25 protein-coding genes are annotated in these 22,224 nt (G+C 70.8%); 12 read left to right on the top strand and 13 right to left on the bottom strand.

Annotated elements, in window-relative coordinates:
- Positions 1–47 precede the first annotated feature (47 nt).
- The 3 genes from QSU92_RS11185 to QSU92_RS11175 are packed head-to-tail and all read left to right on the top strand — an operon-like array spanning position 48 to position 3,216.
- Positions 48–1,454, top strand: coding sequence for a DUF6421 family protein (locus tag QSU92_RS11185; protein WP_289261821.1), 1,407 nt, complete (start codon positions 48–50; stop codon positions 1,452–1,454).
- On the top strand, positions 1,447–2,121 hold the full coding sequence (locus QSU92_RS11180; protein WP_289261819.1) for an SDR family NAD(P)-dependent oxidoreductase: 675 nt from the start codon (positions 1,447–1,449) through the stop codon (positions 2,119–2,121). Before QSU92_RS11185 ends, QSU92_RS11180 begins: the two co-directional genes overlap by 8 nt.
- Before the next feature lie 24 nt (positions 2,122–2,145).
- Entirely contained in the window at positions 2,146–3,216 is a 1,071-nt protein-coding gene (locus QSU92_RS11175) for a threonine aldolase family protein (RefSeq protein ID WP_289261817.1), read from the top strand.
- Here the strand turns inward: QSU92_RS11175 and QSU92_RS11170 are convergent, their stop codons facing one another.
- The 5 genes from QSU92_RS11170 to QSU92_RS11150 are packed head-to-tail and all read right to left on the bottom strand — an operon-like array spanning position 3,217 to position 6,447.
- Positions 3,217–3,564: a DUF202 domain-containing protein gene (locus QSU92_RS11170; RefSeq protein WP_289261815.1), complete on the bottom strand. Its 348-nt coding sequence runs from the start codon at positions 3,562–3,564 to the stop codon at positions 3,217–3,219. It abuts the gene before it with no gap.
- The gene (locus QSU92_RS11165) at positions 3,561–3,944 is read right to left on the bottom strand and encodes a YidH family protein (protein ID WP_289261812.1); all 384 of its coding nucleotides are present in this window, start codon (positions 3,942–3,944) and stop codon (positions 3,561–3,563) included. Before QSU92_RS11165 ends, QSU92_RS11170 begins: the two co-directional genes overlap by 4 nt.
- 36 nt (positions 3,945–3,980) lie before the next feature.
- Positions 3,981–4,508 carry a hypothetical protein gene (locus QSU92_RS11160; RefSeq protein WP_289261810.1) on the bottom strand — a complete coding sequence of 176 codons (528 nt, stop codon included), beginning with the start codon at positions 4,506–4,508 and terminating at the stop codon, positions 3,981–3,983.
- A complete protein-coding gene (locus QSU92_RS11155) occupies positions 4,505–5,380 on the bottom strand; it encodes an LssY C-terminal domain-containing protein (protein WP_289261809.1) in 876 nt (291 codons plus the stop codon). The genes QSU92_RS11160 and QSU92_RS11155 overlap by 4 nt, the downstream gene beginning before the upstream one ends.
- Before the next feature lie 5 nt (positions 5,381–5,385).
- Complete coding sequence (locus QSU92_RS11150; protein ID WP_289261807.1) at positions 5,386–6,447, bottom strand: enoyl-CoA hydratase/isomerase family protein; 1,062 nt, start codon at positions 6,445–6,447, stop codon at positions 5,386–5,388.
- A gap of 93 nt (positions 6,448–6,540) precedes the next feature.
- Between QSU92_RS11150 and QSU92_RS11145 the strand changes: the two genes are divergently transcribed.
- On the top strand, positions 6,541–7,707 hold the full coding sequence (locus tag QSU92_RS11145) for an ABC transporter ATP-binding protein (protein ID WP_289261806.1): 1,167 nt from the start codon (positions 6,541–6,543) through the stop codon (positions 7,705–7,707).
- 166 nt (positions 7,708–7,873) lie between these two features.
- Positions 7,874–8,524, top strand: coding sequence for an ABC transporter permease subunit (locus tag QSU92_RS11140; protein WP_289261804.1), 651 nt, complete (start codon positions 7,874–7,876; stop codon positions 8,522–8,524).
- Between the two features lie 18 nt (positions 8,525–8,542).
- Here QSU92_RS11140 and QSU92_RS11135 read toward each other — a convergent pair whose 3' ends face one another.
- On the bottom strand, positions 8,543–9,022 hold the full coding sequence (locus QSU92_RS11135) for a hypothetical protein (RefSeq protein WP_289261802.1): 480 nt from the start codon (positions 9,020–9,022) through the stop codon (positions 8,543–8,545).
- Between the two features lie 105 nt (positions 9,023–9,127).
- On the opposite strand from QSU92_RS11135, the gene cofG reads away from it, so the two are divergent.
- The 7 genes from cofG to QSU92_RS11100 all read left to right on the top strand — a co-directional run bounded on the left by cofG (position 9,128) and on the right by QSU92_RS11100 (position 18,350).
- Entirely contained in the window at positions 9,128–11,542 is a 2,415-nt protein-coding gene (cofG, locus tag QSU92_RS11130; RefSeq protein ID WP_289261800.1) for a 7,8-didemethyl-8-hydroxy-5-deazariboflavin synthase CofG, read from the top strand.
- On the top strand, positions 11,539–13,056 hold the full coding sequence (locus QSU92_RS11125; RefSeq protein WP_289261798.1) for a flavin-containing monooxygenase: 1,518 nt from the start codon (positions 11,539–11,541) through the stop codon (positions 13,054–13,056). Before cofG ends, QSU92_RS11125 begins: the two co-directional genes overlap by 4 nt.
- Positions 13,053–14,069: a glucose-6-phosphate dehydrogenase (coenzyme-F420) gene (fgd, locus tag QSU92_RS11120; protein WP_289261796.1), complete on the top strand. Its 1,017-nt coding sequence runs from the start codon at positions 13,053–13,055 to the stop codon at positions 14,067–14,069. Before QSU92_RS11125 ends, fgd begins: the two co-directional genes overlap by 4 nt.
- Positions 14,062–14,679, top strand: a complete 618-nt coding sequence (cofC, locus tag QSU92_RS11115; protein ID WP_289261794.1) for a 2-phospho-L-lactate guanylyltransferase — start codon at positions 14,062–14,064, stop codon at positions 14,677–14,679. The genes fgd and cofC overlap by 8 nt, the downstream gene beginning before the upstream one ends.
- Complete coding sequence (locus tag QSU92_RS11110) at positions 14,676–15,467, top strand: DNA/RNA non-specific endonuclease (protein WP_289261792.1); 792 nt, start codon at positions 14,676–14,678, stop codon at positions 15,465–15,467. The genes cofC and QSU92_RS11110 overlap by 4 nt, the downstream gene beginning before the upstream one ends.
- Positions 15,468–15,582: 115 nt before the next feature.
- Entirely contained in the window at positions 15,583–16,950 is a 1,368-nt protein-coding gene (locus tag QSU92_RS11105) for an HNH endonuclease signature motif containing protein (RefSeq protein ID WP_289261790.1), read from the top strand.
- 47 nt (positions 16,951–16,997) lie between these two features.
- Complete coding sequence (locus QSU92_RS11100; protein WP_289261788.1) at positions 16,998–18,350, top strand: FAD-dependent oxidoreductase; 1,353 nt, start codon at positions 16,998–17,000, stop codon at positions 18,348–18,350.
- Here the strand turns inward: QSU92_RS11100 and QSU92_RS11095 are convergent.
- From QSU92_RS11095 to QSU92_RS11065, 7 genes are all read right to left on the bottom strand, one after another.
- Complete coding sequence (locus QSU92_RS11095) at positions 18,263–18,661, bottom strand: ester cyclase (protein WP_289261786.1); 399 nt, start codon at positions 18,659–18,661, stop codon at positions 18,263–18,265. The two genes, QSU92_RS11100 and QSU92_RS11095, sit on opposite strands and share 88 nt — an antisense overlap.
- A 53-nt stretch (positions 18,662–18,714) precedes the next feature.
- Complete coding sequence (locus QSU92_RS11090) at positions 18,715–19,251, bottom strand: GNAT family N-acetyltransferase (RefSeq protein WP_289261784.1); 537 nt, start codon at positions 19,249–19,251, stop codon at positions 18,715–18,717.
- A gap of 56 nt (positions 19,252–19,307) precedes the next feature.
- Positions 19,308–20,048 carry a sulfite exporter TauE/SafE family protein gene (locus QSU92_RS11085; RefSeq protein WP_289261782.1) on the bottom strand — a complete coding sequence of 247 codons (741 nt, stop codon included), beginning with the start codon at positions 20,046–20,048 and terminating at the stop codon, positions 19,308–19,310.
- 3 nt (positions 20,049–20,051) lie between these two features.
- On the bottom strand, positions 20,052–20,894 hold the full coding sequence (locus tag QSU92_RS11080) for a uroporphyrinogen-III synthase (RefSeq protein ID WP_289261780.1): 843 nt from the start codon (positions 20,892–20,894) through the stop codon (positions 20,052–20,054).
- Between the two features lie 158 nt (positions 20,895–21,052).
- Entirely contained in the window at positions 21,053–21,355 is a 303-nt protein-coding gene (locus QSU92_RS11075) for a hypothetical protein (protein WP_141936698.1), read from the bottom strand.
- The gene (locus QSU92_RS11070; RefSeq protein ID WP_289261776.1) at positions 21,345–21,746 is read right to left on the bottom strand and encodes a phage holin family protein; all 402 of its coding nucleotides are present in this window, start codon (positions 21,744–21,746) and stop codon (positions 21,345–21,347) included. The genes QSU92_RS11075 and QSU92_RS11070 overlap by 11 nt, the downstream gene beginning before the upstream one ends.
- Before the next feature lies 1 nt (position 21,747).
- Positions 21,748–22,128: a hypothetical protein gene (locus tag QSU92_RS11065; protein ID WP_289261774.1), complete on the bottom strand. Its 381-nt coding sequence runs from the start codon at positions 22,126–22,128 to the stop codon at positions 21,748–21,750.
- Positions 22,129–22,224: the final 96 nt, after the last annotated feature.

Genomic DNA, 22,224 nt, shown 5'->3' with positions numbered 1-22,224 from the left:
TCCTGTCGTTCTGGCCGCTCGCAGGAATACTTCCTATACTGAGGCTCATGAGCACCGTCATCCCCGCGCCTGTGGTGTCGCTGACCGCGTCCGGAGTCGAGACCTCGCCCGAGTGGCTCGCCCTGAAGGTCGCCACCATCGACATCCAGGCCCTCCAGGTGAAGGACGGCTCGATCCCCGATCCGCAGGTGCACGACCGCGCACGCGAGCTCGTGGCCACTGTCGCTGACGCGATCACCGCCCTCGCACCGCGCTTCCCGCATGACGAGGCCTACCTCGCGGCATCCGTCGCCGACCTTCGCCGCTGGGCCGCCGGCGGCTTCGCCGAGCCCGACTTCCTCGACTCGCTCGTGGCCTTCCAGCCCCAGCAGCACCGCGTCGACGGACTCCGCCATCTCGTCGTCTTCCCGATGTACACGCAGAACGGGTCACCGGACCGGCACCTCGAGGCCGTCCTCGTCGAGGTGATCTGGCCCGAGTTCATCGCCCGGCTCGAGACCGAGTACACCAACCGCCTCTTCCTCTCGCTGCGGCTGCTGGACTTCACCCCCGGTTACGACACCAACAGCGCCGTGCTCTTCCCCGAGACCGTCGCGATGAGGGAGATCCCGACCTTCACCTGGGGTGCGATCTTCCAGGACCGCGAGGCCGCCCGATACCGCCGGGTCACCCGGGCCGCCGCCGAGATCACCAAGCTCGACCTGCCCGCAGATGCCGCGCGCATGCTCGACGACCAGCGGCTGACCGAGAAGACGTTCGTCATGTGGGACCTCATCCACGACCGCACCCACATGCGCGGGGACCTGCCGTTCGACCCGTTCATGATCAAGCAGCGCATGCCGTACTTCCTCTACTCGCTGGAGGAGCTGCGGTGCGACCTCACCGCGTTCCGCGAGTGCGTCGGCCTCACCGCACGGCTGCGGTCGCGGGTCGAGGCCGGCGAGACTCTCGACGCCACCGACGCCGAGACGCTCGAGCATGCGGTGCTGGTGCAGTACGCGGTGATCTTCGACCGCATCTTCCGCTTCGCGATCACCGGTTCGCGGGTGCGCAACTACGACGGACTCGGCGGTCAGCTGCTCTTCGCGTGGCTGCACCAGCGGGGCGTGCTGCACTGGACCGACACCTCGCTCGCGTTCGACTGGGAGGGTGTGCCCGCCGCGGTCGTCGCCCTCGGCGACGCGATCGACGAGCTGTACTGGCGCTCGATCGACCGCCCGAAGACCGCTCACTGGCTCGCCGCCTACGACCTCGTGCGTCAGACCCTCACCCCGCACCCGGCGTCTCGGTGGGCCCGCGGACTCCCCGACGACATCCTCGCCGGCGCACCGAAGGGATACACCGATGCGGTGCTCGACGACGAGTTCCCGCTGTCGATGTTCTTCGAGGCGCTGGAGAAGAAGATGCGTCCGGTGATCGAGTCGACCGCCGGCATCCGGGGCACCGATGACTGACGCCGTCACCGGCCGGGTCGTGCTGCTCGCCGGCGGCACGAGCACGGTCGGCCGCGTGGCGGCCGAAGCCCTGGCCGCCGCGGGCGCGCAGGTGGTGGTCGCCGGCCGCGATCCCGACAAGCTCGCCGCCCTCGCCTCCGCCGTCCCCGGTGCATCCACCGAGGCGGTCGACCTCACCGATGAGTCGGCGGTTGTCGAGCTCGCACAGAGGGTGCACGCCGCACACGGCCGCGTGGACGGCATCCTCCATCTCGTCGGCGGATGGCGCGGCGGCGGCGGGCTCGCCGGGCAGACCGACCACGACTACCGCGTGCTCGAGACGTCTCTGACGGCACTCCGCCACACCTCGCGCGCATTTTTCGACGACCTCGTGGCCTCCCCCGTGGGGCGCCTGGCGATGATCTCGTCGACCGCCGTCGCGCGTCCGCTCGCCGGGGGTGCGAACTACGCCGCGGTGAAGGCGGCGAGCGAGGCATGGACCCGTGCGGTCGCGCAGGGTCTGGCGAAGGCCGCGAGGGATGCCGGTGAGCCCGCGTCGAGCGCCGCGGTGATCTTCCGCGTGAAGAGCCTCGAGGGTCTGGAAGAGCGCGTCGCCGCCGAATTCGTCGCGCTGTTCTCCGGCGAAGCGTCGTCGGTGAACCACGAGGTCTTCACACTCGACGCCTGATTCGTACACCTAGGCTTGATCGACGTGACGACCATCCACGACACCGCTGTGCGGGGCTTCGCCTCGGACAACTACTCCGGCATCCACCCCGAGGTCCTCGCGGCCATCGCCGCCGCGAACGAGGGGCATCAGATCTCCTACGGCGAGGACGTCTACACCGAGCGTCTCCAGCAGGTGTTCACCGCCCACTTCGGCGAGGGCGTCGAGGCCTTCCCGGTGTTCAACGGCACCGGAGCCAACGTGGTGGGCCTGCAGTCGATGCTCCCCCGGTGGGGCGCGGTGATCGCGGCGTCCAGCGCGCACATCAACGTCGACGAGGGCGGGGCGCCCGAGCGGGTCGCAGGCATCAAGCTCCTCACCGTTCCCACCGAGGACGGCAAGCTCACACCCGAGCTGATCGACCGCGAAGCGTGGGGGTGGGGCGACGAGCACCGCGCCCAGCCGCTCGTCGTGTCGATCACGCAGTCCACCGAGCTCGGCACCCTCTACACCCCCGACGAGATCCGGGCGATCGCCCACCACATCCACCCCCTCGGGATGCGCCTGCACCTCGACGGCGCGCGCATCGCCAACGCCGCGGCCGCCCTCGATCTGCCGGTGCGGGCGTTCACGCGCGACGTCGGCGTCGACGTGGTGAGCTTCGGAGGTACCAAGAACGGCGCGATGCTCGGCGAGGCGATCGTGGTGCTCGACCCGGCTGCCTCTGCGGGGCTGACCTATCTGCGCAAGCTCAACATGCAGCTTGCGAGCAAGATGCGCTTCGTCTCGGCGCAGCTGGTGGCCCTGCTCGAGGGGGACCTGTGGCTGCGGAACGCCCGTCACGCGAACGCCATGGGCCAGCGCCTGCGCGCCGGGGTCGAAGCGGGCCTGGCCGACGGCTCGATCGCCGGCGTGGAGTTCACACAGCCGACGCAGGCCAACGGCGTGTTCGCGATCCTCCCCGATGGGGTCGCCGATCAGCTGCGACAGAAGTTCCGCTTCTACGACTGGGACGCCGCGCGCCGGGAGGTGCGATGGATGTGCTCCTTCGACACAACCGAGGACGACGTCGACGCGTTCGTCGTGGAGCTGTCGCGGCTGACGGGCGACGCCTGATCACCCGCGCGCGAGCGCGACGACCAGCACCACCGCAAGGCTGAGGAGGCCGGCCCCGACCGCGCACAGGGCGAGGGCGAGCAGGAGGCCGCCCCCCGGCATCCGCCCCCGGTCTCCGTCTCGGCGCAGGACGACGTTGACGGCGCGGTACCGTCGTTGGGCGAAGACCCAGAGCGCGCCCGCCGTGATCAGTCCCGCGACGCCCACGAGCACCCACCAGGCGCTGCCGAAGACGGCGGGGATCAGCCGCATCGCGACGATCGAGCCGATGCCGAACGCCAGGGCGGTGCGCCGCCACGCGAGCTCCGTGCGCTCCGGTTGCAGCCCCGGATCGAACAGGGCGCTCATGCCAGCAGGATCGACAGCAGCACCAGCGCCCCAGCAATCGTGACGGCGACGGCGATGACCGGACCGAGCAGCGACGCCGGTAGCGGTTCGGCGTTGCGGAGTGCGCGCTCGGCGCGCATCCAGTTCAGCCAGGCCAGAGCCGGCGCGATCACGCCGACGATCACGAGCACCAGACTCGCCGCGAGCCGCAGCCCCGGGTGGAGCTGGAGCCCCAGGAGTTCGAGGGCGACCCCGCCGGCGATGAGGGCCAGCGCGGTGCGGATCCACGCAAGGAAGGTCCGCTCGTTGGCGAGGGTGAAGCGTGCGTCGGGCTCGGCGCCGTGACGGAACACGGCGGCCGGGAAGCGGCGGCGGCCACGGGGATCACGCGGAGTCGACACGGTTCCACCCTAGGTCCGGCGCTTGCGACCGGGTGTTCAGCGGCGCTCCGTGCGGCGCGCGTAGGCCGCGGCACTCCGGCTCGACAGCGCGAGCAGGATCAGGATGTCGATGCCCAGGGAGACGTAGGTGGTGGTGATCTCGATCTCCTGACCCTCCGACCACCACCGCACGAAGGCAGCGGAGATGGTGAGGGCGGCGAAGACCATGATCAGCACCCGTGCCCAGTTCACTCCGAGGAAGACCAGCAGCGCGAGCGTCGCCTCGATCGCCAGGAAGACGCCGCCGAACGCGGCGAACAGGAGGAAGGTGCTCTGTTCCACGCGGTCGGGAACGTCTCCCCCGTCACCGCCGATGATCGCGGCGACCTCTCCCACCCACTCCGGCCACACCCCTGACGAAGCGATGATCCACACCGCCCCGGCGAGGACGCCGAGGACGATGAGCAGGGCGCCTGCGATGATCGTGGGCGGTCGCTTCATGGTCGGGTCGTACCCCGGAGCCTGGAGCAGGCGCTCGGCGGGCTCGAAGGCCACCCGCTTCTTGGGATGCTCCTCGTGCCTCATGCGCTCACCTCGCCCGTGGAGTGGGGGAGCCCTGCCGACGCCGAGATGACCGGCACAGCGCGGACGTCGACGACCGGCAGGTCGCCGTCGGTGCGGATGCTGTCGCCGCCGCCGTTTCGCGAGTGGTAGCCGGTGGAGAAGTCGGCGATGACGTTCACGGTGATCTCCGGCACCCCCTCGCGGAGTGTGCGGACGATGTGGTCGCGCTCGATGTCGGTGTTCGCATCGATGCGGTGGGTGATCTGCAGGGTGAACAGAGACAGACCGACCGCGGTGTCGAAGGTGCCGGCCGCGAGCCAGTCGACGCGGTAGCCGCCGGGGAGCAGCCAGTCGTCGGGACAGCGCCAGAAACGCACGTGGTGGCGCTTGGCGGGGTTGCCGTCGACCTCCTGCTGGAAGGCGAAGTCCTGCTGGCGGCCGAAGAGGAACAGCGGGCTCACCGGCGCCTCGTTGTAGCTCCTACGCGAGAGGGTCGAGGTGACGATGCGCCACGACGAGGCGAGGGTGACGGGGTCGGCCTCGGTCCACCGCGACGCGCGCAGCGCCGCCTTGATCTGCTCGGCTTCGCCGACGAACGCCAGGTTCACGGGGTCGCCGAGCAGCCCATCACTCGTACGGGTGCGCCCGATGAAGTAGTCGGGCACGTAGATCGCGGTGAGGATCCGGTGGAGCCGCGGAAGGACGAGGTAGGCCAGCAGCACCCAGAATGCAACGGCGACGAGGATCCCCCACCAGCCGACTCGGAACGACTCGGTGAGGCTCAGGTAGGCCAGCCAGATCGCGGCGAGACCGGCGAAGACGAAGAAGAACCAGTCGACCGCGACGCCCCGGGACACGCGGCGCCGCCGGGCGCGCTCCGATCTCGGCGACATCTCCGTCAGCCCCAGAGCGGCCGTGACGGCTCGAACGCGAAGGCCGCGTCGACGGTCTCCGGCGACACGTCCGCGAGCCGCGCGGGATGCCAGCGCGGCGAACGGTCCTTGTCGACCAGCTGCGCGCGGATCCCCTCGACAAGATCGGGCTGGGTGGCGGCGAACCAGAGCACGAGTCCGTACTCCTGGGCGAGGGCCGCGCGGAGGTCGGGAAGGGTGCGCGCCCGGCGGACGGCTTCGAGCGTCACGGCGAGCGCCGTAGGCGAGAGCTCCCCCAGCGTGTCGGCGGTCGCGAGCGCCTCGGGCTCGGGACGGGCGCGGAGGCGATCGACGATCTCGACCACGGTGTCGGCGGCGAAGGCATCGTCGATCCAGGGGCGTGCCGCGGCGAGCGCCGGCGCTCCGGCGGTGTCGTCGAACAGCAGCACGATCTCCGTCGGGCTCGCCGGATCGGCCCGGTTCTGCAGCGCCTCGCGCAGGGGCTCGAGACTCGCCGAGACCACGAGGTGGTCGGCGAAGCCGGCGTAGAGGGCGTCGGCCGCGTCCATCGTGCGGCCGGTGAGGGCCAGGTACTCGCCGGTGCGTCCGGGTGCGCGGGCGAGGAGCCAGGAGCCTCCGACATCCGGGGTGAACCCGATCCGGGTCTCGGGCATCGCCAGCCGCGAGCGTTCGGTGACCACGCGCACGGCGGCGTGGCCCGCGAGGCCGATGCCCCCTCCCATCGTGGCCCCGTCGGCGAGGGCGACGACGGGCTTGGGGTACTCGGCGATCCGCGCGTTCAGCGCATATTCGGCGCGGAAGAAGACGCCCGCGGCATCCGGATCTCCTCCGAGGATCTGCTCGCGCAGGCCGCGCACGTCTCCGCCGGCGCAGAACCCGCGCTCGCCGGCGCCGTCGAGGACGATGAGATCCACCCCCGGATGACGCTCCCACGCGTCCAGCGCTGCGTGCAGGTCGTTGATCATGCCGAGGTCGAGCGCATTGATGGCGCGCGGGCGGTTGAGCGTGAGGTGGCCGAGGCCGTTCGCGATGCGGGTGAGCACATGAGAACGGTCGCTGTCGGTCACAATGCCACGTTACCGGCCGCGGACCTTTTCGCCCGGGAGGGGGTGATCGGCCAAGATGGGGGGAACGGCTTTCCACGACGAGGGGACTTCGGCATGCCCGATGGACACGCGCTGGACTTCTCCGGGGTGACCAAGAGGTTCGGTGCCGTCGCGGCGGTCGACGGATTCACCGCGCGGGTCGAGCCCGGAGTCGTCACCGGGTTCCTCGGCCCGAACGGGGCCGGCAAGACCACGACCTTGCGGATGCTCCTGGGCCTCGTGCGCCCCGACGCCGGCGCCGCACTCATCGGCGGTGAGCGCTATGCGCAGCTGCGCCACCCGCTGCAGACCGTCGGCGCGGTGCTCGAAGCGTCCAGCTATCACCCGGGGCGCAGTGCCGCGAACCATTTGAAGGTGTACGCTCAGGCGGCCTCACTGCCGGAATCGCGGGTCGACGAGGTGCTGGGTCTGGTGGGACTGGCGGATGTCGCGGGCCGCCGCATCGGCGGATTCTCGCTCGGCATGCGCCAGCGCCTGGGGCTCGCCTACGCCCTGCTCGGCGACCCGGGAGTGCTCGTCCTCGACGAACCGTCGAACGGCCTCGACCCGGAGGGCATCAAGTGGATGCGCGGGTTCCTCCGCCAGCTCGCCACCGAGGGCCGGACGGTGTTCGTCTCGTCGCACCTCCTCGCCGAGGTGGCCCAGACCGTCGACGCGCTGCTGATCATCTCGCGAGGGCGCCTGGTCTTCCAGGGCGAGATCGCCGATCTCGCCGACCCGACGGAGTTCGCCACCGTCGTCGACGCCCCCGATCGCGCGGCGCTGGTCGCCGCGATGGCGGCGGCGGGCATCGAGGGCGAGGTGCTGCGCACCGGCCTCACCGTTCGCGGGCACACCACGGAGGAGATCGGCCGGGTCGCCGCCGACGCCGGTGTCGCCCTGTCGTCGCTGCAGCGCAAGGGCCCGGCGTTCGAGGAGGTGTTCCTCGAACTGGTCAACGGCGTGCGGACCCACCCGAGCGCCTCGGGACTGCCGAAGGAACCCGAACCCCAACCCGAACCCCAAGCGGGACCGGAACCGGAGCCGGAACCTCAGCCCGCCAGCGCGGTCGAGCCCGGCAGCGCGGTCGAGCCCGCCGCCGCGCCGGAGGGAGCCCCGGATCCCGCGGCCGCCCCCGACCGTTCGTTCTCGGTCGCGAGCACCGGCGTGATCGATGTGATCAGCCCCGAGGTCGACGGCCCGGGCGGGCATCCGACGACCGACAGGGGAGAAGCGCGATGAGTCTGATCGCCGCCAGCCGCTCCGAGAGCACGAAGCTGTTCACCACGTCGATCTGGTGGGTGCTCGCGATCGCGCTCGTCGGGTACATCGGATTCAACGCCGCCGCACTCGCCTTCGTCTTCTCGGCCGCATCGACCGGTTCGATCGGCGGCGAGGGGGCTCCCCGGTGCCGCCAGAGGGGATTCCGGCGCTCCTGTACAGCACCGCCACCGCGGTCGGCTACGTGTTCCCCCTCCTCATCGGCACGCTCATGGTGACGGGGGAGTTCCGCCACAAGACCCTCACCTCCACCTTCCTCGCCACGCCGCGCCGCGGACTCGTGCTCGGAGCCAAGCTCGTCGTGGGGCTCGTGGTCGGTCTGCTCTTCGGCGTGCTCGGCGTCATCGCCGCCGTCGGGCCGTCGGCGGCGTTCCTCGCCGGCTACGGCCTGGACACCGACCTCACCTCGGGCGACACGTGGGCGCTGCTCGGCCGTATGCTCATCGCCTTCGTGCTGTGGGTGTGGATCGGCATCGGAGTGGGCGCCCTCATCCGCAACCAGGTCGGCGCGATCGTCGGCGTCCTGGTGTTCACGCTGTTCCTCGAGCCGATCGCCCGCCTGGCGGCATCCTTCGTCGAGGGCCTCGGCGACGTGCTGCGCTTCCTCCCCGGTGCCGCCAGCGATGCCCTCGTGGGAGAGAGCATCCTCTCGGCCGCCTCGGGCGCGGGCGGGCCCGAGCCCCTGGCATGGTGGGCCGGCGGACTCGTCCTCATCGCCTACGCGGCGGTGCTCGTCGTGCTCGGGCACGTGGTCAGCTGGCGACGCGACGTCACCTGAGTCATCGACCGGGTGTCGTCAGGGCGCAGGGGCCGGTGACGGGGCGGGCGCCGGTGACGGACGACGGCGCGCTTTCTGCTTCGGCGTCACGGTCTCGATGGGTCCGGTGGCGGCGATGATGTCGACGACGTCGGTGGGCGTCGCGTCGGTGTCGAGGCGCAGCGCCTGTGCGAGAGCGACACCGTGGCGGGTGGTGAGGATCACCCGGGCGTACTCCGGGTGCCCGTCGAGGTCGATGACGACGCCCGGCCGCCGCCGCCGGACGATGACGAAGTCGGCGCCGTCGGCGATCTTGAACGTCCCCATCGCGACCATGCCGGGAACGAACGTGCCCGGACTCGCCGCGCCGCGGAGCCAGGTCCACGGGTCGTCCGTCAGCTGCACCTTCGTGATCGCCGACCGCTCGATGAGCACATTCCCCTTGCGGAATGACAGAGCGCGCTCGGTGACCGACAGCGCGACTTCGAGCCGGGTCGAGTCGAGCAGCAGGGTCACCATGCGACTAGTCTGCCAGCGCTCAGCGGGCGCTCGAGAACGCTTTTGCTCACAGAGCGGCAACGATCCCGGCGCCCCGCTGTCGGGCGACGGTGCAAGACTGGGAGCGTGACCCTGCTCGATCCGGTCCGCGCCTCCCGACTCTCCGCCCGCGACGTCCTCGCGCGAGCGGAGTCCGGCGCGCGGTTGGGGGTCGACGATGCCGAGATTCTGCTGCAGGCCGAGGGTGCCGACTTCGAGCGGATGCTGGAGCTCGCCGCGTCCGTCCGCACGGCGGGTCTCGACGCGGCCGGACGCGGGCGGATCCTCACGTACTCGCGGAAGGTCTTCGTTCCGCTGACGACGCTGTGTCGCGATCGATGCCACTACTGCGTGTTCGTGGACACTCCGTCGCAGCTGAGGAAGAAGCACAAGCCGGCCTTCATGTCCCCCGAGCAGGTGCTCGCCGTCGTGCGTCAGGGTCAGGCGATGGGATGCAAGGAGGCGCTCCTCACCCTCGGCGACCGCCCCGAAGACCGCTGGCCCGAGGCCCGGGAGTGGCTCGACGACCACGGCTTCGCCTCCACCCTCGACTACGTCGGCTACATCGCGCGGCTCATCACCGCCGAGACCGGGATGCTCGCGCACCTCAACCCCGGCGTCATGACGCTGGCCGAACTCGAGACGCTCCGGCCCACCGCGCCCTCGATGGGGATGATGCTCGAGACGACCTCGCGACGGCTGTTCGCCGAGCCCGGCCAGGTGCACTACGGATCGCCCGATAAGGACCCCGCCGTCCGTCTGGCGGTGATCGAGGACGCCGGCCGCGCCCGCGTGCCGTTCACGACGGGGATCCTCGTGGGGATCGGAGAGACGATCCGCGACCGGGCCGAGTCGCTCGTGGCGATTCGCGCCGCCGACGAGGCCCACCGGGTCGACGGCCCCGGTGGACGCAAGCTCGGCCACGTGCAGGAGGTCATCGTCCAGAACTTCCGCGCGAAGCCCCGGACGGCGATGCAGGGCGCGCCCGACGCCACGATGCGCGAGTACGTCGCCGCCGTCGCCACCGCGCGCCTGGTGCTCGGTCCGCACGCGCGCGTGCAGGTGCCCCCGAACCTCTCCGACGCACGCGAGCTCGAGCTGCTCGTCCGCGCCGGCGCGGACGACTGGGGCGGAGTCTCGCCGCTGACCGCAGACCACGTCAACCCGGAGCGGCCGTGGCCCCAGCTCGCCGAGCTCGCCGAGCGCACCGCCGAGCTCGGCTTCACGCTCGCCGAGCGCCTGACCGCCCAGCCCGACTACATCACCGCCGCGACCGAATGGATCGACCCCGGCCTGCACCAGGCTGTCGCACGCCTCGCCGACCCGGCGACCGGCCTGGCGAAGCCCGAGACGTCGCCCGCCGCGGCATCCGATCGCCCACCGCGCACCGAGCTGCCCCTCGCTGTGGAAACCAGCGCCGCCGGCGTCCGTCCCCTGGTCGAGCGGGCCGCGACCGACCCGCTCACCCTCGACGACGCCGAGTGGGAGCGCCTGCTGACGGCGACCGGATCCGACCTCGACGCGCTGACCGCCACCGCGGACGATGTGCGCCGGTACACCGTCGGCGAGGCGGTGACCCTCGTTGTCAACCGCAACCTCACCTCGACGGGCTTCCGTGCGGCGGGCGCCACCGACGGCGAGACCTTCGACCTCGACGATGTCGCGGCGATCGCCGCGGATGCCGCCGCGCTCGGCGCGAGCGAGCTGTGCATCCAGGGGCGACTGCCCGATGCGGAGGACCCGCACGCGTACGTCGAGATCGTGCGCGCGGCGCGTGCCGCGGCTCCCCTGCTGCACCTTCACGCCTACCGCCCGCAGGATGTCTGGGACCTCGCCGACCGGGTCGGGCTCGGCCTCGCCGGCGCGCTGTCCGCGCTCCGCGCGGCGGGGGTCGACACCGTCCCCGGGACGGGCGTGAAGGTGCTGAGCGAACGCGTCCGTTCTGTCGTCGCACCGGGCGACCTGGAGATCGACCGGTGGGAGGAGGGCATCACCGCCGCGCACCGTGCGGGCTTCCGCTCCACCTCCGTGCTCTTCTACGGCCACGTCGAGACCGCGGCCGAGCGGATCGCACACCTCCGGCGCCTGCGGGCACTGCAGGCGGCCGGCGGTGGCGGGTTCACCGAGTTCGTGCCGATTCCCCTCCCCGGTCCCGCGGGCGGGGTACCGCTCGTCGCCGGGCGTGCCGCGATCGACGAGCACCGGGCGATGGTCGCGGTCTCGCGGCTTCTGCTGTCGGGGAGCATCCCGCACATCCAGATCCCGTGGACGCGGGTGGGCCGCGCCGACGCCGCGGTGCTCCTCGGCGCCGGCGGCGACGACCTCGGCGGAACGCTCCTGGACGGGCGGGTCAAGCCCGAGGCGGGCATCGAGTACGGCCAGGAGCTGCCGGTGGCGGATGCCGCGGGGATCGCGGCACGCCTGTTCCGGCCGTTCCGGCTGCGCACGACCGACTACCGAACGGTGTCGCATCCTCTCTCCGGCAGCGGGGCGGCCGAGTGAATCGAACCCCCGTTCCCCCTCCCCCGCTGCCGCGGACCGCCGAGGTCGTGATCGTCGGTGCCGGCTTCGCCGGTCTCGGCATGGCGATGGCCCTTCGCCGCGCGGGCCACCACGACGTCGTCGTCCTCGAGCGGGCCGACGCGGTCGGGGGAACGTGGCGCGACAACACCTATCCGGGGGTCGCGTGCGACGTGCCGAGCCATCTGTACGGGTTCGCGGCGCACCCGAATCCCGACTGGTCGGGCGTCTTCGCCCGGGGCGACGAGATCCGCCGCTACCTCGACGGCGTCGCCGACCGTGAAGGCCTGCGGAGCCGCACGCGGCTTCGCACTCCGATGCTCGGCGCCGAGTGGGACGACATCGCCGCGCGATGGCGCGTGCGCACACCGGCGGGGGAGATCACCGCCGAGGCCCTCGTGCTCGCGTGCGGCCGGCTGACCGAGCCGCTCATCCCCGAGGTCCCGGGGCTCGAGACCTTCCCCGGTCCCCTGTTCCACTCCGCGCGGTGGGATCACGAGACCGACCTCGCGGGCCTTCGCGTCGCCGTCGTCGGCACCGGCGCCAGCGCCGTCCAGCTCGTTCCCGAGCTCGCCCGCATCGCCTCGCACGTCACGCTCTTCCAGCGGACGCCGGCGTGGATCGTGCCGCGCGAGGCACGCGAGTACACCGACGCCGAGCGTGCCCGATTCGCTGCGCACCCCGAGGAGCTCGCACGCCTGCGCGACGACCTGTACCGCGAGGGTGAGGAGCGCTTCGCTTCGCGGTCGGGCGATGCCGCGGCATCCGAAGCCGCCCGGGCGGTCGCGCTCGCGCACCTCGGCCGCCAGGTCGCCGACCCCGCGCTCCGTCGGGCTCTCACGCCCGACTACGCCTTCGGCTGCAAGCGCGTGCTGCTCTCGGACGACTTCTATCCCGCTGTCACCTCCGAGACGGTGACCCTCGAGCCGTCAGCGCTCGCGGGGGCCGACGGAAGGACTCTCGTCGCCGCGAGCGGACGGCAGGTCGACGTCGATGCCGTCGTGCTCGCCACGGGTTTCGCCTCGTCGCGCCAGCCCTACGCCGAGCTGGTCCGCGGCGAAGGCGGCACGACCCTCGCCGAGCACTGGTCCGAGGGCATGAGCGCATTCGCCTCGACAGTGGTGAGCGGGTTCCCGAACCTGTTCGTGCTGAACGGACCCAACGCCTCGCTCGGCCACAACTCCGCCGTTCTGATGATCGAGGAGCAGGCAGCCTACGCCGTCTCGGCGCTCGAGCGCCGAGGTCTCACCGCCGATGGCGTGCTGCGGGTGGATCCCACCGCCGAGCGCGCGTACGTCAGCGAGATCGCCGCGGCCGCGGCATCCACTCCCTGGCTCTCGGGCGGATGCCGCAACTGGTACGTGGACGACCGGTCGGGGCGACTGACGCTGCTCTGGCCGGGGACGGTCGACGCTTTCCGGCGGCGGCTGTCGGAGACGGATGGGACCGAGTTCACCGGGACCCCGGTGGGAGCACGAGGAAAGGAATCGACATGACCGTACCGCTGAGGTTCGGATACAAGGCGTCGGCGGAGCAGTTCGGTCCGGCGGAACTCACCGACTTCGCCGTCCTCGCCGAGGAGATGGGGTTCGACTCGGTGTTCCTCTCCGACCACTTCCAGCCGTGGATGCACGAGGGCGGGCACGCCCCGGCGGCCATCCCGGTTCTCGGCGCGATCGGTGCACGCACGTCGACCATCGTCATGGGCACATCGGTGCTCACCCCGACGTTCCGCTACCACCCGGCGGTGATCGCGCAGGCGTTCGCGACCCTCGGGGTGATGTACCCCAGCCGGGTGATCCTCGGTGTCGGAACAGGCGAAGCGCTCAACGAGGTGACCCTGGGTCTGGAGTGGCCCGACCCGCCCGAGCGGTTCCAGCGCCTGAAGGAATCGATCCAGCTCATCGACAAGCTCTGGGACGACGAGCGGGTGACCTTCGACGGCACCTACTACTCGCTCGACGGAGCGACGGTCTACGACCGGCCCGAACAGAAGGTGCCGATCTACATCGGTGCGTCGGGTCCGGCCGCGACGCGGCTCGCGGGTCGGATCGCCGACGGCTACATCACCACGAGCGGCAAGGATCCCTCCCTGTACACCGACACCCTGCTGCCCGCCCTGCACGAGGGGCTCGAGAAGGCCGGACGCCCGAGCGATGCGATCGACACGCTCATGGAGGTGAAGGTCTCGTACCATCCCGACCGCGCCACGGCGTTGGAGAAGACGCGCTTCTGGGCGCCGCTCGCCCTTTCACCCGAGGAGAAGCGCGACATCCACGACCCGATCGAGATGCAGCGCCGGGCCGCCGAGCTGCCGATCGAGCGGGCAGCCTCTCGATTTATCGTCTCGACCGACCCTGAGGAGCACGTCGAGCAGATCGCCCGGTACGTCGACCTCGGGTTCCGCCACCTCGTCTTCCACGACCCCGGTCACGACCAGGCCGAGTTCCTCCGGACCTACGGCGAGGAGATCCTGCCCCGACTGCGGGCACGCTTCGCCGATGCCTGATGCGCTTCCCTGGGTGGTCGTCGTCCCCGTGAAGGCGACCACCCGCGGGAAGTCACGGCTCACCGTCGAGGGGCTCGATCGTGTCGCGCTCGCGCGGGCGATCGCGCTCGACACGATCGCCGCAGCGGCATCCAGTCCCGCGGTCGGGCAGGTCATCGTGGTGACCGACGAGGCGACGCTTCCGCTTCATGCGTCCGACATCCCCGGTCTGCGGTTCGTGCCCGAGGGGGACGCACGGGGATTGAATGCCGCGATCGCCGCCGGCATGGAAGCGGCAGGAGACCGGATGCCGCGGGCCGCCCTCCTCGGTGACGTGCCCGCGTTGCGGGGCGAGGATCTGGCTGTGGCGCTCCGGGCTGCGTCGGGCGTCGCGCGCGGCGTCGTCGCCGACGCCGAGGGGACCGGGTCGACGCTCGTGACGGCGTGGGTGGGGGTGCCGTGGTCGTCGGCGTTCGGTGAGGGGTCGTTCGCCGCGCATCGCGCGCTCGGGTGCGAGGTGCTCGAGGTGCCGGGCGATTCGACCCTGCGGCGCGACGTCGACACCGCTGATCAACTGCGTGACGCGGCCGCCTTCGGGCTCGGGGTGCGGACGGCGGCGATGCTCGGATGAGCGGTTACGATCCGGACTTCCTGGGGGTGCCGGTTCCGCTCGCCGTGTCTTCGCGGGGCGGGCGCATGCTCGACTACCCGCGTTTCAGCGTGCTGCTCGACGCGGACCGAAGGCTCGCCGCGGTGACGGCGGTGAACATCGACGGCGCACGACTTCTCGATCTCCCGCGCACCGGAGACTGGCGACTCGACCCCCGTGCGCCCGCGGCCGAGCAGACCGGCCCCGAGGTCTACTCCCGTAACGACCTCGATCGAGGACACCTGGTGCGGCGGCGGGATCCGGGCTGGGGAACGCCGGCCGAGGCGCGGGAGGCCACTGAGGCGACCTTCTTCTACACGAACGCCGCACCGCAGGCCGCGGACTTCAATCAGTCCCGGGAGCTGTGGCTGGGGCTCGAGGATCACGTGCTCGCGTTCGCCGAGGCATCCGACCAGCGGGTCAGTGTCTTCACCGCTCCCATCTTCGGTGACGAGGACCCGCCGTACCGGGGTATCCGGGTGCCGTTGCGGTTCTACAAGGTCGCCGCGTGGCGGGGTGCTTCCGGGCTCGAGGCGACGGGATTCGTGCTGGATCAGTCGGAGCTGGTCGACACCCGCGCGGGTGTCGTGGTGGTGAATCGTCTGGGCGCGTTCCGGACGTTCCAGGTGCCGATCAGCGATATCGCCACGGCGACGGGTCTGGATTTCGGACCGTTGGTCGTGGCGGATGTGCTCGGGACGGCCGGTGCCCGGGTGGCGGGATGGCGCGAGCTCACGGAGGTCTCGGATATCCGGTGGCACCGGGGGTGACGGGCTCGTAGCTTCGCGTTACTCGTTCTTAGTTTCGAGTTATGAGCCCAGGAGTCGTGATCAATGTCGGAACCCCCTGCGACGATGGGGGTAGGTCATCGAGACGGGGATTCCAGTGAACGCGGACGAGAAGCGGCGGCGGGCTGAAGACAAGCGCGCCGGGGTGTTCGCGGATGAGCTGGCGAAGCTGCAGCGGGCGGAGGCGAAGCTTGCCGCGAAGAAGACCCGGCTGCTGGCGGACGCGTACGCGCTGACCCTGGAGCAGCGGTCCCGGATCGGGTCCGCGCCATCGCGGGAGCGGGACATGCCGCTGCGGTCCATGGCGCTGGAGCTCGGGATGGCGGTGCGGGTCAACGACCGGTCGATGCAGTCCCAGATGCACGACGCGCATGAGCTGATCGAACTCTTCCCCGCGACGATGGAGGCGCTTTCGGAGGGGCGAGTGTCGCGGGCGCATGCGCAGGTGATCCAGGACGCCGGGCGGGTGATCGAGGATGCCACGGACCGGGCCGCGTTCGAACGCATCGTCCTCGTCGAAGCCGAACGGCAGACGGTGCCGCGCACGAAGAAGTACGCCATCCAACGCGCCGCGGTCCTGGACCCGCGGCCACTGCAGGAACGACACGACACGGCGATGCGGGAACGCCGGGTGTGGGTCACCGACCTGGACGATGCCATGTCGACCCTGACGATCCTCGGCAAGAACGTCTACATCCACGGGGCCTACCACCGACTGACGGGCCAGGGCACCGAGATCAAAGCCGTGGACCGGGACAAGCGGCGCGCCTATGCCGCCGCGCAGGCCGAGGCGGAGAACGCGGGCGGCGGAGCAGAGCCCACGGAGGGCAGCGAGCCGTGGTTCGACGACCGGCTCCTCGACGAGATCCGCTGCGACCTCGCCCTGGACATGCTCCTCGCCGGGACCCCGGTGATCGACCCCACCGATCAGAGCAAGGGTGGGCTCGGGGCCATCACCGCCGAAGTGCAGATCACGATCCCGATCACCACCCTGACGGGGGTCACCGGGTCGGGGGCCGAGTTGAATGGGGTGACTCCGGTCGATCCGGAGACGGCACGCCGGATGGCGGGGACGACCCGGGTGTGGGATCGGATCATGACCGACCCCATCACGGCCGTGGTCACCTCGGTGGACAGATACCAGCTGCATCCCTCCCAAACCCGATACCTCAACGCCCGCGACGTCACCTGCCGCACACCCGGCTGTCGAAGGCCGGCGAAGCTGTGCCACATCGACCATTCGAAGGACTTCGCGCTCGGCGGACCCAGCTGCAACGACAACCTCTGCAACGAATGCGCCCGACACCACACGTTGAAGCACGCCACGAACTGGCACGTCGAACAGCTGCCCGGCGGCATCCTGACCTTCACCAGCCCCGGCGGGAAGACCTACAACAGCCACCCACCCTCACGCGTCACCTTCGTCCCCACCGACGACGGCCAACTCACCGTCGCACCCTTCTGACCGCTCCGGTCTGCTCGCGGGAGATCCCTCCCGAGTATCTTCGTCGCGTGACCGAAGGCACCAACGCCGCGCCCGCCCACACGACCTGCGCGATCGTGGGCGGCGGCCCCGCGGGTATCGTCCTGGGTCTCCTGCTCGCCCGCGCCGGCATCGAGGTGACGGTGCTCGAAAAGCACGCCGACTTCCTCCGCGACTTCCGCGGCGACACGGTGCACCCCGCCACCCTCGGACTCCTCGATGATCTCGGGCTGTTCGATCAATTCGATGCCCTGCCGCATTCGAAGATCCGTCGCGCCTTCTTCCCAGGCCGGGAAGGCACCGACGTCTTCGCCGACTTCAGCCGGTTGCCGGTTCGGCATCCGTACATCGCGATGGTGCCGCAGTGGGACCTGCTCGACCTGCTCGCGGGTACCGCCGCCGCCGAGCCCTCCTTCACCCTCCTGCGCGAACACGACGTGACCGCGGTGACCCGCCGGAACGGCCGTGCGACGGGGGTCGCCTTCACCTCACCGAGCGGCGACGGCCGTCTCACCGCCGACCTGGTCGTGGGATGCGACGGCCGCTGGTCCACCGTCCGCCGCAGCGTCGGGCTCGCGGTGCGGGAGATCCCGGTCGGGTTCGACGTCTGGTGGTACCGGCTGACCACCGACCGACACCTCGACGAGAGCCTCCTGCCCCGCGTGAGGGACGGCAAGGTGGCGATCGGCATCCCCCGCCGCGGCTACGTACAGGTTGCGGCCCTCGGATTGAAGGACACCGACGTGGCAGTCCGCACCCGCGGGATCGAGGCCTTCCGTCGCGACGCGGCGACGCTGTTCCCGGAACTCGCGGATGCGGTCGACACGGTCGCGAGCATGGACGATGTCAAACATCTCGACGTGCGGCTCGAGCGACTGCGGCGCTGGCACGCGAACAACATCCTCTGCATCGGCGACGCAGCCCACCCCATGTCACCCGTCGGAGGTGTGGGCATCAACCTCGCCATCCAGGACGCCGTCGCGACCGCTCGCCTCCTCGCCGGTCCCCTCGCACGAGGTGAGGCTCCTCCGCCCGGCCGGCAGCCGCGTGCTGGCCCGGGTGCGCAGGCGCCGCCTCCCGGCGGTGGTCGTCATCCAGACCCTCCAGCGGATCCTCCACGCGCGGGTGATCATGCCGGGCCTGGGCGGGAGCACGCTGGACCCGCCCGTATGGCTCCTCCGCCTCGTCCGCGCCATCCCGCCGCTGACGGTCATTCCCGCCTTCGCGATCGGGGTGGGCATCAGACCCGAGCGCGCACCGCGGTGGGCGCGCCGACCGGACGGCGCGGCGCCGATCAGCCGCGAGGCTCGGTGAGCTGCACCCGCAATTCGAACGGCTCCGAACCCGAGAACGCGGTGACCCGACCCGCCGTCACCGTGTAGACGGCGAACTCGGCCACGTTCACGTGGCGACGCGTCGGCGCGATGCCCTCCCAGGCTCCGGTGTGCGTGCCGCTTCCCCGCACGTGTGCGGCGACGCGGTCATCCTCGGCGACCACCTGGATGATCCGCCACCGCCAGTCGGGGAAGGCGTGGAAGAGATCCTCGAGGTCACTCACCCACGCCTCGGCACCCGCGGGTCGATGGGCGCGCCGCACGTCGGCGTGCACGAAGCCGCGGATCGCGTCGAGGTCGTGGCGGTTGGCCGCATCGATGTAGTCCGCGAACCACTCGTGCATCTGCCAGGGCTCCACACGGCCCATTATCGTCGGCGAGCCCGGATCATCGTCGGCGGCGAGCCCGGCCCTCACCGTTCGCGTGCCAGGATCGCCCACGTGTCGAGGGTCGTCCACTCGTCCTTGAACCAGTCGGCCTCCACCGCGCGGCCCTCGTGGCGGAATCCCAGTCCGGTGAGAAGTCGCGCGACGGCGGCGTTGCGCTGATCGGACGTCGCGATCACCCGGTGCGCACCGTGATCGTCGAACAGCGAAGCGACGACCGCTCCCAGCGCCTCACCGGCGATACCGTGCCGCTGATGCTCGGCCGCCACCGTGACGCCGACCTCGTAGGTGTCGGGCTGATCGGCCAGGGTGTGGACGGCGACATCGCCGAGCAGGGCGCCGGAGGCGGCATCCCGCATCGCGATCTGCAGCCACTCCCCGGCCGGTGGCGGCCACTGCTCGGGCTGCCCGGCGAGCAGCGCGTCGGCGTCCGCCGCGCCGTAGTCAGGCGTCCATGACTGCCAGCGTGCGACGTCGGGGTCGCGGCGATAGGCGACGAAGGCGTCGCGGTCGTCGACGCCGAGCGGCTCCAGGACCAGTCTCTCGGTGCGCAACGTGATCACGACCGCAGAGTACCGCCGCCCGACGTCGGTGAAGCAGCGGGTCGTGGAGAAGCGGGTCAGATCAGCAGATAGACCGCGCCGACGACCGTCAGGATGATCACGAGACGCTCGAACAGCCGCTGGTCGATTCGGTCGGCGATCCAGCGACCGCCGAGGGCACCGGCCACCACGAGCGGAGCGAGGATCGCGTCGAGCACGAGACCCGGCACCGTGATGAGGCCGAGGCCGACGGAGAAGGGGACCTTGCTGATGTTGACGATCGCGAAGAGCCATGCCGCGGTGCCGAGGAACTCCTTCACCGGGAACCGTGCGGCCAGGAAGTACATCGACATCACCGGTCCCGCCGCATTGGCGACCATCGTCGTGAAACCGCCCAGCGTGCCGTACACCGCGGCCGCGCCGCGCCGAGGCGGTCCTTCGACGAGGGTCGACGCCATCCGGCGACGCCACAGGGTGACCGCGATCACCCCGAGAAGAAGCACCCCGATGGTCCGTTTCACCCACGCGTCATCGGCGACGGCGAGGAAGAGCACGCCGACGAGAAGGCCGGCGATGATCGCCGGGGCCAGCCGGAGGAGCGCCCGCCAGTTGACGTGCCGCGCATACATCGTGATGGCGAACATGTCGGCGAGGATCAGCAGCAGCAGGATGGTGCCGGTCGACTCGCGCGCGGGAAGGACGGCGGCGAACGACGCCACCGCCAGCGTGCCCGCCCCCGGGACCGCGGTCTTGGACAGTCCGATGACGACCGCCGCGACAGCGAGGAGAACCCAGGCGAATGGGCTGAGTTCGGGCACCCCTCAGTCTTCGCGACCGACGCCCGGCAGCCGGATCACACCCGTCTGAGGGGCGAACTCATCGGCCGCGTGCGGCAGCGAGAACGTCGCCACGGCGGCGATGAGCGCATCGACCGTCTGCGTGTCGGCGACGACATCGACCGCGAGGCCGGCACGCCGTGCGTCGCGCGCGGTACGGGGTCCGATCGCGGCGATGACGGTCGTCTCGGGAATGCGGGGAAACTGAGCGTGCACCTGCTCGGCCACCGATCCGCTGGTGACGAGGATCGCGTTGATGCGACCGCTCGCGACATCGCGCGCCACTCGGTCGGCGACAGGCACCCCCACGGTGCGATAGGCCACGACGCTGCGCACCCGATGACCCGCGTCACTGAGGCTGCGCGTCAGCACAGGCTTGGCGATCTCGCTCCGCAGCGTGAGGATGTCGACCGGCTCGGGCTCGAGCCCGATCAGCTGCTCGGCCATTCCCGCGGCGGAGTTGTCGCGCTCGGGCACGAGGTCGACCTTGTAGCCGACGGCCTGGAGCGCAGCCGATGTGGTCTCGCCCACGGCGGCGACTTTGGTGGAGGCGGGGATCGTGGCGCGATAGGCGTAGAGCACATCGACCGTGGTCGCGCTCGTCACCGTCAGCCAGCGGAAGGCACCCGCGGCGAGGTCGGCCAGAGCCTTCTCGAGCGTCTCGTGATCGCGCGTGGGGGCGAAGTTGATCAGCGGCGCGATGACCGGCGTCGCGCCCTGACGGCGAAGCGACGCCGCCACCCCATCACCCCACGGGCCACCGCGGGGCACGAGGACGCGCCAACCCCCGAGGGGCTTGACGGACGGGTCCTGAGCTGCGTGGTTCATTCAGTCGACTCTCGTGGGGCGTGTTCGGCCGCCCGCACTTCGAGCAACCGACGCGCGCAGGTGCATACGCGCGATCGGCAGCATCCGCTCCATTGCACTGCCTGCTCCCCGAGCATACCCCCGGGCGCGCGAGACCGCCTCGCGACCGATATTTCAGATCACCGGGTGTACGAGCGCACGAACAGCCAGACGAGCCCACCCACCGCCGCGGCGGCAGCGACCACCGCAGCTGTCGCCGCACCGGGGTTGCGCCGCGCGAAGTCGCGCGCGCGCTCGACTTCCCGGTCGGTCGCCTCCGAGACCCGACGCGGCACGTTGGCCTTGACCTCGATGGCGGCCAGCGCAGCCTTCAACTCGGCTCGCGCCTGCTCCACCGGGTCGGCGATGCCGATCGGCACGGCGGTCCGGGGGACGGGAACCGGCGCCACAGCGCTCTTGCGCGGCGAGACCTCAGAGCTCATCGCGCACCTCCTTCACGTCGAGGGCGATCGACTGGACCGGAGTCTCGCGGTTGGACAGGCGCCGGAAACGGAGATAGCCCAGCAACGCCAGAACCACAGCGATCAGGATCATCACCGCGAAGACGACGATGGCCGACAGCCACACCGGCCACCACGACGACAGGCCCGCGATGACGAAGGTCCCGAGGACCGGCACCGACCAGAAGAGCACGAAGAGGGCCGCGACGAACCACCCCGCCCCGATGCCGGCATCCTTCGCGGTCTTCGCCAGCCACTTCTTCGCCGAGTCGATCTCGGCGACGATGAGGTTCTTGACCAGCTCGGGGATGTCGCCGACAAGCGTCAGCAGACTGTCGTCAGCCCGGTCGCGGAACCCGCGCGGGGTCGTCATATCAGGCTCCGGAGGTGGACGCGGATGACGTCTTCGCTGAAGCCGATGACGCGTCGGAGGCGGCGTCGGCTGCGGCATCCTTCACGGCTTCCGCCGACGACTTCGCGGCACGCTTGACCTCGGCGGCCTTCTGGTCGCCGCTGGTGTCCTTCGACGTGGCCGCCTTGGTGACCTTGACCGCGCCATCCCACAGGGTGCCCGGGATGGAGGCGGCGCTGGACTTGGCGAACTCCGTCACCTTCGCGACCTGCTTCTGCACCGGGGGCTGGTTCCACAGCTTCTCGGCCTGCGTCTTGATCTGCTCGTAGCGTTCGCGTCCCGCTCGGGATCCCAGAACGTAGCCGGCGGCCAGTCCGATGACCAGCCCGATCTTGCCTCGCATGACGTCTCCTCACGTTCGTCGGGTGAAATCCCTTACACAGTAGCGGCGTATTCCTTTGACGGCATCCGCTCTTGACGCACGCAGTCGCGCGGGGCA

This window comes from Microbacterium sp. ET2, from assembly GCF_030347395.1.
In the GTDB taxonomy this organism is placed as follows: domain Bacteria; phylum Actinomycetota; class Actinomycetes; order Actinomycetales; family Microbacteriaceae; genus Microbacterium; species Microbacterium albipurpureum.
Note: the sequence above shows the minus strand (reverse complement) of the source record. Positions and strands in the feature narration are given on the sequence as shown.